We start from the raw sequence: 14,000 nt of genomic DNA, 5'->3' as shown, positions 1-14,000 counted from the left end.
AGATTTTCGGGGCTCTTTCCATTTTCTCTTATCCTTCATGCTAATTAACGAAAGTAGCCACCAAATACCCAAACACCCCAAAAAAGAATTATAACAATAAACAGAATAATTAAGAATGCATACCAGACACCACTGGAACCTCCATATACGCCTCCGTATGCAGCATAAGGTGCTCCAAATCCATATCCAACTGGAGTTGGTCCTACTCCTCCAAGTGGAACAGCTGGTGGTATTTGATTCGGGTATCCATAACCAACCATTAATATTCCTCCTCTCTTCTATAAAATATTCTTTATTTGTACCCAATGTTTTAGGCAATTGTCCTATTTTCTAATGATTTTCCTCTATCACAAAAATTGCTTTATATATTCACTAATTCTCCTATACTAATTAGAAAGATAAGTCGAAAAACCTGCATCTTCTGCCTTTGCAGCCAATTGCTCGGCATTATTTCTACTGCTAAAGGCTCCAATTTGTACAATATAGAGGTTATTTCGAAATAGAACGGCTGTTTCAAATCCTTTTTCACTTGCTTGTGCTGCTAGGTTATCCGCATTTACTTTTTCTGAAAATGCACCAATTTGCACACGGTATATTGGCTTAGATTGCTTTTTTGTTAATGAAAATGCTTTTTCTAAACCAAGGACATGACCTCTAGCAATTTTCACAATAAAATTGCTTTCTTTTAGGCGGTTAGCATCTGACGTTGTATCGATAAAACCATTTTCTGTTAATAATGCAGGCATACGTGTTTCTCTTAACACATAGAAATTTGCACGCTTCCTTCCTCTATCAATAAAGCCTGTATCAGCAACTACTTGCTCATGAATTAATTCTTGATAAGTTGTTGTAGGTTCACCAATCCCTGGATATATATAGCTTTCAAAGCCTGTTCCACCACCAGCATTTATATGAATAGAAAGATAAAAATCAGCATTCCAGTTATTAGCCGCCTCTGTTCTTTCTGACAAGCTCACTGTAGCATCTCCCGTACGACTCATTCGAATAGCAATATCTTCATATTCGTTTTGAAGTATAAGATTGATTTCTTGTGCAACCATTAATGTGATATTTTTTTCTAGTAATCCATTTCCTACTGCACCAGAATCAGAGCCACCATGACCTGGATCGATAAAAATTTTTACCATACTTTTCACCACCTTTCTAATAGTATAGAAAGGTGGTGAAAAATCGCTTGTTTGAAAGCCTAAGTATTATGAAAAAGTAGATAGTTAGTAACATAATCAAGATGACTTCATCGAATGTATGATTAAAATAGTATAACTTCTTTTTCTGTATTCTCAATATATTTTACTTCATAAATATTTCCTTTTATATCGCAATAATAAATAGATTTACTGATAATATTATCCTCTTCACCAAAACTGATAAAAATAATATATTTCACTAATCCTTCCTGTAAACCTTCAGAATCTACCGTGTCAAATTTTGACATATATTGATAGTTTGAGACGGGATACAAATCAAATCTCCATACAGTATTATTGTACAATTCTCCTCTTATTTCTTGATAGTTCCTACCTAGAATGGAGTTGACGTCTGCTTTTGTTTGCATATTTCTAACCATATCTTTTATCTCAGAAATAGTTACAATCGTTTGATCTTGCTGATTACTTGCTATAAGTTCATTTTTTTCATGATTCGGTCCATTAGTAAGGATAGATAGCAATAGTGAGATAACTAGCAGCAGCCTCCTAAACACCAATCTTCAACCCCTTCCGTTAGCTCTAACCCTTTTGAAAGAAACATTTATATTTCATTTATATTACAATTATTATAAAATATTTACACGATTTGAAGATTATTTGTTTATTCTTCTTTTCACGCTAGATGCTTAGCCTCCAGTCTTTCAATAATAGTAAGGCATGTACTTTTTACGATATGATATTTTATAGATAAAAATGATTAAATTTTCCAGTTCTAAAAAACTCCTTCGTTTCTTGTTCGCATACTTCTAAAGGACATGCATACAATGAAATGGAAGGAGGAGATTAATTGTGAAAAAAATCTCTTTTATATTGGTTATTGTACTTCTTGCTTTTATTGCATACATAGAAACCCCAACGGCCAGCATCAATAAAAATCAGGTTCTCTTTTATAGTCCAACAAATGAAGATCAAGAGGTTTCAAGTAATACAGATGAAATATTCGGTGCACCCGAACTGGAATACAAATTAGAAGAGACGAAAGAAGAGGATGGCTTTATTGTAGAGGTTTATCGTGAATATGAGATTTATAAAAATCGGCAGGGCGATATAGTAAAAACCGTAGCTACAGATAATACAGAGTTTATCCACTATGTGAAATATTAAGGATTAGAAAAAGCACCTAGTCATAGATTTATCCAATGACTTTAGATGCTTCTTCTAGCCTTCTATTTTCCTATTACTTTCTTTTTACAATTTCAAGCTAATGAAAAAATTTTACCCTCATAAGAATGCACCTTTTTATAACATCCTTATGTATAAACGCTAATCATTTTTGCGCTTTTTTTCCTTTTCTGCTCGGTAAAACTCATGAAACATTTTCATCAAAGCTCTTTTTTCAATCCGAGAAACATAGCTTCTTGAAATTCCTAGTTCTTTCGCAATTTCTCGTTGTGTTTTTTCCTTCTTTAAATCGAGTCCAAATCTTCCAATGATTACTTCTTTCTCTCTTTCATCTAACACATCAATATATTCTTTCACTTTTTCAAGCTCCATATTCAACTGAATAGTATTTACAACATCTTCTGATTCTGATTTCAAAACATCAATGAGGCTAATCTCGTTTCCTTCTTTATCCTGACCAATGGGGTCATGCAGGGATACATCCTTTTTTGTTTTTTTCAGTGCTCTTAAATGCATTAGGATTTCATTTTCTATACACCGAGCCGCATAAGTAGCCAATTTCGTCCCTTTTCCCTCTGAAAAGCTTTCTATCCCTTTTATAAGACCGATGGTTCCAATCGAAATTAGATCCTCTGAATCTTCACCTGTATTTTCAAATTTTTTCACAATATGGGCAACTAAGCGCAAGTTATGCTCTATTAACATATTTCTTGCATGGGAATCTCCTTCAGCCATCAACCTTAAATATTTTTTTTCATCACTCGCTGATAATGGTTGGGGAAATGCGTTATTTTTTACATAGGAAACAAGGAATACTAATTCTTTTAATAAAGCTCCAAGCGACAATAAGATTCCGGACATCTTTCCACCTCCACATTCAAGGACATTTGCCTATACTTCATTACTATGTAAATAGGGAGTAGGTCTTGCATGTCCAAGTGACAATAAACTTAGGAAAATCTATTTTATTTTAGTTTATTTCTAAGCTATTATGGGTATTATCTGGAGCATCTCATCAAAGAAGACAAATACCTAAATCTTTATTTCCAAAACAAAAGGGACATTAGAATTATTTTCCAAATATTTTAAATTAATTACTAAATTCTCGCTTATTCCTTGTATAATATATATATTGATAGCTTTTTCTATTACATGGGGGTGAGCCAAGATGGATACGAAATATTTAGATTTACTTACAGAAAAGTATGATTCAGAAGAGAAAGTGGTAACTGAAATAATAAACCTTGACGCCATACTAAACCTTCCGAAAGGGACAGAGCATTTTGTCAGTGACCTGCATGGTGAGTATCATGCCTTTCAACATGTTTTAAGAAATGGTTCAGGAAATGTGAAAGAAAAAATTCGTGATTTATTTAAAGAAGAGCTTTCCAAAGCCGAAATCGATGAATTTGCCACATTGGTTTATTATCCAGAAGAAAAACTAAAAAGAGTAGTTAATTCATTTATACATACATATGAACTGGATGCCTGGTATGCAGATACAATCGAAAGAATGATTCGATTAGTATCATATGCATCTTCCAAATATACAAATTCAAAAGTTCGAAAAGCATTACCACCACAATTTGTTTATATTATTGAAGAATTATTGTATGAAAAAAATGAATTGAATAATAAAACGGATTATTATTCAAGCATCATTAACAGAATCATTTCATTAGGACAAGCAAATAAATTAATTATTGGACTAGCTTATACCATACAAAGACTCGTTGTCGATCATTTACATGTAGTAGGCGATATATATGACCGGGGTCCCTATCCTGACAAAATAATGGAAACATTAATGGACTACCATTCAGTTGATATTCAATGGGGAAATCATGACGTATTATGGATCGGTGCATTTGCTGGATCAAAAGTATGTCTTGCTAATATTATTCGAATATGTGCGAGATACGATAATTTAGATATTATCGAGGATGCATATGGAATCAATTTGCGCCCTCTCTTAAACTTAGCAAATAAATATTATAAAGATAATAAAGCTTTCCGCCCAAAAATGAATGCAAAAAAAGAAGAGAATACAGAAGAAAATATATTACAAATTACCAAAATTCATCAAGCTATATCTATCATTCAATTTAAATTGGAAATGCCTATTATTAAAAGACGCCCTGATTTTCAAATGCATCATCGTCTTCTTCTAGAAAAAATTGATTATGAAACGAACACAATTAATTTTAATGAAAAAATTTTCTCATTAGAAAATACTTGCTTTAATACAATCAATCCAGAAGATCCCTCTCTTCTTTTAAAAGAAGAAGAACAAGTCATAAATAAACTGCTTTTTTCGATACAGCATTCAGAAAAGCTCGCGAGACATATACACTTTTTAATGAACAAAGGAAGTCTTTATTTAAAATACAATAGTAATTTATTAATCCATGGATGTATTCCTTTAAATGAGGACGGTTCAATGAAAACGATGCAAATAGATGGGAAAGAGTATAGAGGAAAAGAATTGTTTGATTTATTTGAATCCTATTTACGCTATAGCTTCAATCATCCAGAAATAACTGATGACTTTGCTACAGATTTAGTTTGGTATTTATGGACTGGCGAGAATTCCTCCTTATTTGGCAAAAAAGATATGACTACGTTTGAGCGATATTTTATAAATGAGAAAGAGACACATAAAGAAAAAAAGAATGCCTATTATTTTTTGCGAGAACAAGAAGATATTTGCCGCAATATATTGCAGGAGTTCGGATTAAATCCTGACCAGGGGCATATCATAAACGGACATACTCCTGTTGCTGAAATAAATGGGGAAAATCCAATTAAGGCAAATGGAAAAATGATTGTTATTGATGGCGGGTTCTCCAAAGCATATCAATCAAAAACAGGAATTGCGGGGTATACCTTATTATACAATTCTTACGGAATGCAATTAGTTGCACATAAACGGTTTACTTCCAAAGAGGATGTACTCGAAAATGGTACAGATGTATTATCTGTAAAAAGAGTTGTTGATAGGGAGCTTCAACGGAAAAAGGTATTAGAAACCAATGTTGGAGAAAAGTTATTGGAGCAAATGAACGATTTAAATCAGTTATTGGAATATCGCTATATAAAAAAATAAAAAGACACAAACAATCAGTGGATTTCCTTATTCACTGATTGTTTGTTGTTTTAACAGAAATTGTTGCACAGTTTGGCCTACTATGTTTTCTCTATAAGTTCCCTCGTTAGTCAGTATCTTTATCTGCCCATAAGATTGATTGTCGACACTGCAGGATAATTAAAAACATTTTTCTTCCACCTCTCGTTCTTATCTTAATTTTTATAAAAAGCGTACTGCAGACAATTGCTTTCTTCTATTCTCTTCCATTATTTCCTCAATAATTTGTTGATGTCGTATTTCTTCTTCTGTCATCTGTTTTTGATGAACAGTAATTGTAAAAAATAGCATATTTAACGTCATTTCCTTTCACTCCTTATACATTTTTAGTAATTGTTATGGGAAAAGTACCCAGAACGAATCTGTTTTGTTTTTGTTTCTTCATACATTTGCTCAATTTCCTGTAAATGAGCATGTTCTTCGTTTGTCATCTTTTTAAAGTGAATCGTTATTGTTATAAAGAATATACTTAAGTTCATTTCTTCACCTCCTAAGAGAGCACTTTTTATAACCCATTTCTTAAATAGCCTACTTCGTCGAGTTTTCTACGATTTTCCTCGATTCTTTTTTTCATTTCCATTTCTTGCATCCAATCAGCATCTGTATACTGCTTTTTCTTAATCGTAACCGTTAGAAAAATTAGATTTAATGTCATTTCCTTTACACCTCTCTTTAATCAATTATTACCATAAATGTAATTTTTTTCTCGTGAGCGCACAAAAAAACCGCAAATAGACCTATCTGCGGTTTAAAAATAGACATAATAAAACCGCAGGACACGACTACCCTGCGGTTGGATATTTTCTAGTTAGACTAAACTAAGATAAAATTTCCCATTCCGAAGTGGTTGAATTCGTGTATATTGCATATTCAATTACTAGTACACTGTTTAATTCTGGTAAAAATCTTTCCATTTTATTCAACCTCCTTAGAATTTTTTTATCTCACATTGGTAATTATATCCTCCAATGCCAGCTTTGTAAACCTTTTTTTAAAATTTAGACGGCTACCCACAGTTATTTAGTGATTTCTCCTATTTTTGTTTAATCTTTTCAAACAGACAAGGAGTCAAGATAAAAAGGGATATCAAATAGCCATACTATTTGATATCCCTGTTTATTTTTAAATTATTGTAGTGCTTGCTTTAAATCCTCGATTAAATCTTCTACATCCTCTAGTCCAACAGAAATTCTTACAAGACCATCAGTTATCCCAAGCTCTGCTCTTCTTTCTGCTGGGATTGAAGCATGTGTCATCCTTGCCGGAACAGAGATTAAACTTTCTACAGCCCCTAAGCTTTCTGCTAGGGTGAAGAACTTGACTTTCTTTAAAAGCTTATCAGCGTTTTCTGCACTTCCAACATCAAAGCTAACCATGCCTCCAAAACCTAGTGCTTGCTTCTTGCTTATTTCATGATTTGGATGTGTGCTTAAACCTGGATAATATACCTTTGAAATGGCAGGATGTTCTTCTAAAAATGAGACAATTTGCTTTGTATTGCTTTCATGTTCCTCCATACGTATTCCAAGTGTTTTCATCCCTCTGATAAGAAGCCAAGAATCATTTGGTCCTAATACACCGCCTGTTGAATTTTGAACAAAATGAAGATCTTCTCCTAATTTTTCATCTTTAACGACTACCAATCCAGAGACGACATCACTGTGCCCACCTAAATACTTTGTTGCACTATGAAGCACGATATCCGCCCCTAGTGTTAATGGTGTTTGCCAATATGGCGTAGAGAATGTATTATCTACAATCGTAAATAAGCCATTTTCTTTCGCAACATGAGAAGCTGCCTCGATGTCTGTTATTTTTAATAACGGATTGGTTGGGGTTTCGATATACAAAGCAACTGTATTTTCTTTTATTGCTTCTTTTATATTGCTAATATCACTGGTATCGACAAAACTTGCCTCGATACCAAACTTATTTAATACCTTTGTCATTACTCGGAAAGTTCCACCATAAACATCGTCTGTAAATAATATATGGTCACCCTTTTTAAATAGCATCATGACCGCAGTAATAGCTGCCATACCGGAACTAAAAGCAAAACCTCTTGTTCCTTCTTCTAAATCCTTAATGAGTTCTTCTAATGCATGACGAGTTGGATTACCAGTTCTGGAATATTCAAATCCTTTATGGTTTCCAATACCGTCCTGTTTATAAGTACTCACTTGATAGATAGGAACATTTACTGCGCCAGTATGTGGATCACTTGGAACTCCACCATGTATTAATTTTGTTTTTCTTTTCATTTAAATTCCTCCCTCAAATATTTTTTTGCTTATATAACGATCACTAGAATCTGGAAAAATCACCACGATATTGCTACCACTTCTTGCTTTCTTCGCTACTTGAACAGCTGCATAAAGAGCTGCGCCTGAAGAACTACCGACAAGTAAACCTTCCTTTTCGGCAGCAAGCTTTACATAATGAAAAGCATCTGAATCTGAAACCGTATAGATTTGGTCAAAAAATTTTCGATCGATAAAATCTGGCAGAAATTCCATTCCAATTCCTTCTGTTTTATGGGGGCCACTTTGTCCACCATTTAAAATAGAGCCTTCTGGTTCTACTATTACTGACTTAACAGCTGGATTTTGGTCTTTTAAATATCGAGCCGTTCCCATAAAGGTACCACCCGTTCCGGCTCCGGCGACAAATATATCGACTTGATGATTTAATTGCTCCCAAATTTCTGGCCCTAGCGTTTTATAATACGTATTTGGATTCACTTCATTTTCGAATTGTCCTGGGATATAAGAATTAGGAATTTCTTGATGCAATTCCTTTGCCTTTTCTATTGCACCACTCATTCCTAATGAGGTTGGTGTATGAATAATTTCTGCTCCCAATGCCTTCATAATTGCTTGTTTTTCCATACTAAATTTTTCTGGTACGCAAACCATTACTTTTACTCCTGTATTTAAGGATGCTAGTGCCAGCCCAATTCCTGTATTCCCTGCAGTAGGTTCAATAATCGTTCCACCTTTAGTTAGCTTTCCACTTTGTAATGCTTCTTGAATTAATTCATAGCCTAATCGATCTTTAATACTTCCACCAGGATTATAATATTCTAACTTCGCAAATAACCGAACACTTTTAGGTAATGGAAAATTTGTCAGCTCCACAATAGGTGTATGGCCAATTAATTGATGTACATTTTGATAAACATTCAAACTCTACACCCCCTATTTTATTCTTACCCTTTTTGTTGAAAATTTCGTGGTATCCATAATATAATTACTTCTTATTATTCTTATTGGATTACTCGACTTTATAGAAAAAGAAAGGTGAAGGGTTTTTAACCCTCCGCCACTTTTAGATTCTGCTAACGATTCCCATAACTAGATTTGCTGAATGTACAGCTGCCTTTTCTAAATACTGGTCAAAGGATAAGTGGGATTCTTTACCAGCAATATCAGATAAGGAACGAATAATAACAAATGGAATGTTATATTGATATGCTACTTGAGCAATAGCCGCTGCTTCCATTTCAACTGCTTGTAGTTGATTAAATTTTGATTTAATAAATGCTGCTTTTTCAGGTTGATTAATAAACGAATCACCTGTTGTAATCAAACCTGTTACTACAGCATGATTTCCAATTTCCTTGGCACTCTGTTCAGCTATATCAATTAACCTTTCATTTGCCTTAAAACTTGCAGGCATTTGTGGAACTTGCCCATATTCATAACCAAAAATTGTGGCATCAACATCATGATGGCGCACGTCGTTAGAAATAACCACATCTCCTACTTCTAATTCAGGATTTAGTCCCCCTGCTGATCCAGTATTAATAAGATAATCTGGTTTAAATGTCTGAAGGAGGATTGTTGTGCTCATTGCCGCATTTACTTTTCCTATACCTGATCGAAGTAGGATAACCTCTTTACCGTATAATTGCCCTTCAACAAATTGAAATCCAACGATTGTGTGTTCTTTCTTGTTTGTTATTCGTTCACGTAATAAAATTACTTCTTCTTCCATTGCCCCGATAATTGCGATTTTCAATTCATTTACCTCTTTCGTCTATTTTTTCCCCTTCCATAATCCAAACAAAATCATTCATCTTCTCGAAATGAGCAGAAAAGCCATTTTTCTCTAAGATTTCCGTTAGAAAAGGGATTGTTGTATAGTATTCTCTTTGTAAGTCTTCTGCTAAATGCTGCTGTCCCTTTTCGGTCGCTACCTTTATTGCTTCATCGTATGCTTCTTTCGTGACAAACATTGTATCAGCAAACACTATTTTACCACCTATAGGCAGGAAATTACTATACTGTTTAATCGCTTCCTCTTTTTCTTGATCGGTTAAGTGATGAAATGCATAAGTACTTACAAATGTATTTGGTATAAAATCTAACTTGAATTCGAGAAAATCTCCTTCTATTAGCTGTGCTCTTGCACCAATTTTCTCCTTTGCAATTTTTCGCATAGCAGCTGATGGTTCAATCGCTGTAACCTTAAATCCTTTTTTAATCAATTGAAGTGTTAGATTCCCAGTTCCCGGTCCAAATTCTACAACATGGCCAGTGGAACGCTTAGCAACATTGTTTAATATATGGTCATAATGACAAAATACTTCTTCATATTCAATATCATTAGTGAGGCTATCATCATAAGATTCAGCCCATTGTTCAAAGATTTCTAGGAACTCTTTTCCCATAGCTCTGCACCCCTGTTGTTATAATATTAAATTCCTATAAGTATACTATGGTTTAAAATATTTCTTGTTCTTAATTTATCATATCTTTCTTCCTGTTATCAACAAACTTATAATAGTAAGTTATTTCCCTATTTTTTAATAACTCTCTTTTGCGTGTTTCATTATTTTATTATTCTTCCATCGTTTGCTTATGTTATGATATTTTTACTAGTAGTAGAAAGGGAGTTATACATGAATATTCAATTAGAATTAATCGAAGATAAAGTAGAATTTTTTGAAGGCGAGAGTTTGAAAACAATCGAGAAAAAAATAAATGAACAGATTGAAGTAAATAAATCCATTCTACTCTCAGTGCACTCAGTTTCTCATCAGGTTACTTTACTAGATAATGGGCGGCCTTATTATACAGCTGTTGTGCATTTCAAACTGAAAAAGAATTTTTAATACAAACCAAAAAAAGAACTGGAGAGTCTTTCCTCCAGTTTCACTCTTAACGAATATTTAAATCTTTTATTTCCTCTACTTTTGTCGGTTTCCAACCGCTTCCGTCAACCCATTCAATATACACTCTATATTTTTCAGATTGGTCTTTCGAAGAAACGGTCCCTATTGATTTCTGTGGATCTTTGTTGTTATTGCCAAGGAACCACACCGTCATATTATTACTATCTAATCCAGTCGCATAGGACAAGGCTTTTACTTGCTCCTTCCAATCCACACCTTCTGAATATGATGCAACATGCTCACCAGTTTGTGTTGTTCCTACTGGCTCCCAGGAAGAATTCTCTATTGTCTTGACTACATTGGAATCACTTCCCCCTTCTGTTACCATTTCTCCATTTTCCGATTCCGCTGCTTCTTCATCTACTTGTGTATCTTCCTCATTCGTTGCTTCGTCAGATTCAGTTGTTTTAGCTGTTTCGTCATTTGTTGCTTCCTGACCTGTATTCGTACCGCTCGATTGTTTTTTATCTGCATTATTTTCATCGTTCGTATGAAAAATAGAATAAGATACGAATCCGATTAATAAAATTACGGCGATAATTAACCCATTCAAAATAAGATTCGTTTTCTTTCTCTTGGATCTCTGTTGATATCTTGTGCTATTTTCATTATTTATTTCTTTACTCAAGGTGTTTCTCCTCCTATTGACTTCTTCCATTCTATCTATATAAGCACGGCTTCCCATTCCATTTTTTTCACTGTTCATATTTTAACATGTTAGTACGCTTTTAGAAAAGTAGGAACCCTATGTATTTTCCTTTATCGGTCCCTGAGCTTACTGCTTTTCATATATCCCCTTTACTACATCGGCAAAAAGTTGATTTACTCCCCCTTCATCTGAAAAGACATCTAAATTTACCGCTACTAAAGCATACTTAGGTTTATCAAATGGAAAGTAACCTGCAAACCATTTATTATGAAGCTGCTTACCATCCTGAAATACGCCTGTTTCCGCCGTTCCTGATTTACCCGCAACCGTGTAAGGAAGATCCTGAAACCATCTCCCGGTCCCTTTCTCTTTTCTAACAACTTCTCTTAATAGCTGTTGCAGTCTTGATGCAGTATAAGGAGATAAACTTTCCCCGTCTAGCTCTTGTTTATCAAAAGAGTAAAAGGTCGTTCCATTTTTGTATTGAATATCTGATACGATTTGTACACTTTCCTTCGTCCCTCCTTTAGCAATGGTAGCCATCATATTGGCAACAGCTAGTGGTGTAACTCGAACTTCATGTTGGCCGATACCTGTTAATGCAACAAAGTTTTTGTCCTGTTTTGCTTCCGCATTAAGAAACACTCTCCCCTTTTCTTCTCCACTAAACTGCTGAAAATCTGCTGAATGAAAAACACTTCCTTCCCAGCCAACTAAACTAGTTAAGGATAATTTCTCGGCATATTCTTCGATTAAGTTCTCATCTATGTCTTTTAATTCTTTTGCTAATGTTCCAAATGTATTGTTACAGCTAACAGCAAAACTTTCTGTAAAATTTAGCATCCCATGCTGATAATTTGGGTCTGGGTCACCGTTAATCTTTTTACTACAATTAAATTGCCTATTAGGGTCATCCAATTTGTTATCAATTGCGGCAGCTGCGATGACGGTTTTAAAAACAGATCCAACAATTTGCTGTTTCAGCATATAGTTATTTACTCCGTCTGTCTGATATGGATTTGTTTTATTTATCTTTGGTCTTGACACCATGGCTGCAACAGAATTATCCTCGAGATCCAACAGAACAAGTCCACCCTTCTTTATGCCTTGTTCATCCACTAATCTTTCAGCCATCTCTTGTAATTCCGTATCTATCGTAGTTCGAACATTGACAGGGTAAAAAGGATTCGCTGGTTCTACATATTTAACATTTAAGCCAAATAGCGGTCCTCCTTTTGCATCTACATGGTAAACAAGCTTTGATTCCCCATCTGGCAACAGAAATTCATCAAAACTTCTTTCCAATCCGGTTAAGCCAATTAATGTATTACTTGATAGTTCTCTATCTGGATAACGCTTTTGAAGTTCTTCGTAGTTTTGTCCAGTAATACCAAGCAATTGTTCAGCCATATTGTTATTGATATGAAATTTTTTCTCCGCAGCAAATACACCTGGTATTTTTAGCTTATTGATAGCAGACATTTGACTGCTTGTTAATTCTAAAGGTTCCTTACCTCCAAATACTACTGGATCTTCGGCATCTTCTATACTTTTCTTTACATTGTATTCACTTGTCCCAATAATATCCACTACTTTTTTGCTATCCCAATCCATTTTATTTAAAAATGGAAATAATATTAAAACCGCTTTTGTCTGATGTGTTAGAGCATCCCCATTTTTATCAAGAAAGGTTCCCCGACCATTGTCTAATTCCATTTCCTGAGATCTTTGCTTTACACTTGCTTCCACCAAATTAATATTATGCTTAGTAAAATGGTTTGTCTCTACTAACTGAACTTGTATTAACCGACCAAGCAAAACACAAAGGGCAAATAAAAAAACAATGCCAATGCCAACTATTCTTTTTCTCCACATAAAAAACACCTCATCAAGAGTGTTGACTAGGTGTCTCCTTTATAAACAAGTCATGATAACTTTTTATATAATTACCAACTTATTTAAATCATACTTATTTAATTGTAACGATTTGTACATTCATTTCTCCACCTGGAGTTTGTACAATTACCTTATCTCCAACTTTTTTGCCGAATAAGCTTTTGGCAATTGGAGAATCGTTAGAAATTTTCCCTTCAAACGGATCTGCCTCCGCACTACCAACGATGGTATATGTTTCTTCCTCTCCATCTGGAAGCTCGATAAAGGTTACAGAGCTTCCAAGAGAAACTGTGTCACGATCAAGTTCGTCTTCAGAGATTATTTTTGCATTACGAATCATATTTTCAATTGTCGTAATACGACCTTCGACAAATGCTTGCTCTTCTTTCGCTGAATCATACTCTGAGTTCTCAGATAAATCTCCGAAACTACGTGCAATTTTAATACGTTCTACTACTTCTTTACGTTTTACCGTTTTTAATTGCTCTAATTCCTGTTCTAATTTTTCTTTACCTGCTAATGTCATTGGAAATTCTTTTTCAATTGCCAAAATCTTCACTCCTTCAAGTATGGGATTAATAGAAAAAATAACATATATGCTCTTCTAAAAGCCCCTAATAAATTATGTATTAAAGATACTAGCACGACAACTTTGGATAGACGCGCTTTTTTTCTAATAGAATGAGTTTAATACGGATTGAGGAAAAAAGAAAGCATTTTCTACCAGATTAACCGTTCTGTTTAAACATTTTTTTACTGATTAGTGGTTTTTGTTGAAAATTG

17 protein-coding genes are annotated in these 14,000 nt (G+C 34.2%); 3 read left to right on the top strand and 14 right to left on the bottom strand.

Annotated features, from left to right (window positions below; all coding sequences use genetic code 11):
- Nucleotides 1–44 precede the first annotated feature (44 nt).
- From ACWNMZ_RS12675 to ACWNMZ_RS12665, 3 genes are all read right to left on the bottom strand, one after another.
- Nucleotides 45–260 (bottom strand): hypothetical protein, encoded by a 216-nt coding sequence (locus ACWNMZ_RS12675; RefSeq protein WP_031538904.1) that lies wholly within the window; start codon nucleotides 258–260, stop codon nucleotides 45–47.
- 126 nt (nucleotides 261–386) lie between these two features.
- Nucleotides 387–1,148, bottom strand: a complete 762-nt coding sequence (locus tag ACWNMZ_RS12670) for an N-acetylmuramoyl-L-alanine amidase (protein ID WP_235247933.1) — start codon at nucleotides 1,146–1,148, stop codon at nucleotides 387–389.
- Nucleotides 1,149–1,270: 122 nt separating this feature from the next.
- Complete coding sequence (locus tag ACWNMZ_RS12665; protein ID WP_197030898.1) at nucleotides 1,271–1,723, bottom strand: hypothetical protein; 453 nt, start codon at nucleotides 1,721–1,723, stop codon at nucleotides 1,271–1,273.
- A 295-nt stretch (nucleotides 1,724–2,018) separates the two neighbouring features.
- Here ACWNMZ_RS12665 and ACWNMZ_RS12660 point away from each other — a divergent pair, with 295 nt between their 5' ends.
- Entirely contained in the window at nucleotides 2,019–2,333 is a 315-nt protein-coding gene (locus tag ACWNMZ_RS12660) for a hypothetical protein (protein ID WP_031538901.1), read from the top strand.
- 159 nt (nucleotides 2,334–2,492) lie between these two features.
- On the opposite strand, the gene sigK is transcribed toward ACWNMZ_RS12660, so the two are convergent.
- The gene (gene sigK, locus ACWNMZ_RS12655) at nucleotides 2,493–3,212 is read right to left on the bottom strand and encodes an RNA polymerase sporulation sigma factor SigK (RefSeq protein ID WP_031538899.1); all 720 of its coding nucleotides are present in this window, start codon (nucleotides 3,210–3,212) and stop codon (nucleotides 2,493–2,495) included.
- Between the two features lie 307 nt (nucleotides 3,213–3,519).
- On the opposite strand from sigK, the gene ACWNMZ_RS12650 reads away from it, so the two are divergent.
- The gene (locus ACWNMZ_RS12650) at nucleotides 3,520–5,457 is read left to right on the top strand and encodes a fructose-bisphosphatase class III (protein ID WP_031538897.1); all 1,938 of its coding nucleotides are present in this window, start codon (nucleotides 3,520–3,522) and stop codon (nucleotides 5,455–5,457) included.
- Between the two features lie 201 nt (nucleotides 5,458–5,658).
- Here ACWNMZ_RS12650 and ACWNMZ_RS12645 read toward each other — a convergent pair whose 3' ends face one another.
- The 7 genes from ACWNMZ_RS12645 to ACWNMZ_RS12615 form a co-directional block, all read right to left on the bottom strand.
- Nucleotides 5,659–5,799, bottom strand: a complete 141-nt coding sequence (locus tag ACWNMZ_RS12645; protein WP_449598654.1) for a YrzI family small protein — start codon at nucleotides 5,797–5,799, stop codon at nucleotides 5,659–5,661.
- 23 nt (nucleotides 5,800–5,822) lie between these two features.
- Nucleotides 5,823–5,975: a YrzI family small protein gene (locus ACWNMZ_RS12640; RefSeq protein ID WP_449598653.1), complete on the bottom strand. Its 153-nt coding sequence runs from the start codon at nucleotides 5,973–5,975 to the stop codon at nucleotides 5,823–5,825.
- Nucleotides 5,976–6,001: 26 nt separating this feature from the next.
- Nucleotides 6,002–6,151 (bottom strand): YrzI family small protein, encoded by a 150-nt coding sequence (locus ACWNMZ_RS12635; RefSeq protein ID WP_251627491.1) that lies wholly within the window; start codon nucleotides 6,149–6,151, stop codon nucleotides 6,002–6,004.
- A 472-nt stretch (nucleotides 6,152–6,623) separates the two neighbouring features.
- Nucleotides 6,624–7,757 carry a bifunctional cystathionine gamma-lyase/homocysteine desulfhydrase gene (locus ACWNMZ_RS12630; protein ID WP_031538895.1) on the bottom strand — a complete coding sequence of 378 codons (1,134 nt, stop codon included), beginning with the start codon at nucleotides 7,755–7,757 and terminating at the stop codon, nucleotides 6,624–6,626.
- Complete coding sequence (cysK, locus tag ACWNMZ_RS12625) at nucleotides 7,758–8,681, bottom strand: cysteine synthase A (protein ID WP_449598652.1); 924 nt, start codon at nucleotides 8,679–8,681, stop codon at nucleotides 7,758–7,760.
- Nucleotides 8,682–8,823: 142 nt separating this feature from the next.
- Entirely contained in the window at nucleotides 8,824–9,516 is a 693-nt protein-coding gene (mtnN, locus tag ACWNMZ_RS12620; RefSeq protein WP_031538892.1) for a 5'-methylthioadenosine/S-adenosylhomocysteine nucleosidase, read from the bottom strand.
- 1 nt (nucleotide 9,517) lies between these two features.
- Nucleotides 9,518–10,168, bottom strand: coding sequence for a class I SAM-dependent methyltransferase (locus tag ACWNMZ_RS12615; RefSeq protein ID WP_031538890.1), 651 nt, complete (start codon nucleotides 10,166–10,168; stop codon nucleotides 9,518–9,520).
- Between the two features lie 231 nt (nucleotides 10,169–10,399).
- Here ACWNMZ_RS12615 and ACWNMZ_RS12610 point away from each other — a divergent pair, with 231 nt between their 5' ends.
- The gene (locus tag ACWNMZ_RS12610) at nucleotides 10,400–10,612 is read left to right on the top strand and encodes a YrzA family protein (protein WP_031538889.1); all 213 of its coding nucleotides are present in this window, start codon (nucleotides 10,400–10,402) and stop codon (nucleotides 10,610–10,612) included.
- Nucleotides 10,613–10,658: 46 nt separating this feature from the next.
- On the opposite strand, the gene ACWNMZ_RS12605 is transcribed toward ACWNMZ_RS12610, so the two are convergent.
- The 3 genes from ACWNMZ_RS12605 to greA all read right to left on the bottom strand — a co-directional run bounded on the left by ACWNMZ_RS12605 (nucleotide 10,659) and on the right by greA (nucleotide 13,767).
- Nucleotides 10,659–11,300: a DUF1510 family protein gene (locus ACWNMZ_RS12605; RefSeq protein ID WP_235247898.1), complete on the bottom strand. Its 642-nt coding sequence runs from the start codon at nucleotides 11,298–11,300 to the stop codon at nucleotides 10,659–10,661.
- Nucleotides 11,301–11,447: 147 nt separating this feature from the next.
- Nucleotides 11,448–13,196 carry a peptidoglycan D,D-transpeptidase FtsI family protein gene (locus ACWNMZ_RS12600; protein ID WP_449598651.1) on the bottom strand — a complete coding sequence of 583 codons (1,749 nt, stop codon included), beginning with the start codon at nucleotides 13,194–13,196 and terminating at the stop codon, nucleotides 11,448–11,450.
- A 94-nt stretch (nucleotides 13,197–13,290) separates the two neighbouring features.
- On the bottom strand, nucleotides 13,291–13,767 hold the full coding sequence (gene greA / locus ACWNMZ_RS12595; protein WP_031538886.1) for a transcription elongation factor GreA: 477 nt from the start codon (nucleotides 13,765–13,767) through the stop codon (nucleotides 13,291–13,293).
- Nucleotides 13,768–14,000: the final 233 nt, after the last annotated feature.

The sequence above is a fragment of the Niallia sp. Marseille-Q9988 genome, from assembly GCF_976954375.1.
The sequence above is the reverse complement of the archived record's forward strand: the minus strand, read 5'-3'. Positions and strand labels throughout refer to the sequence as shown.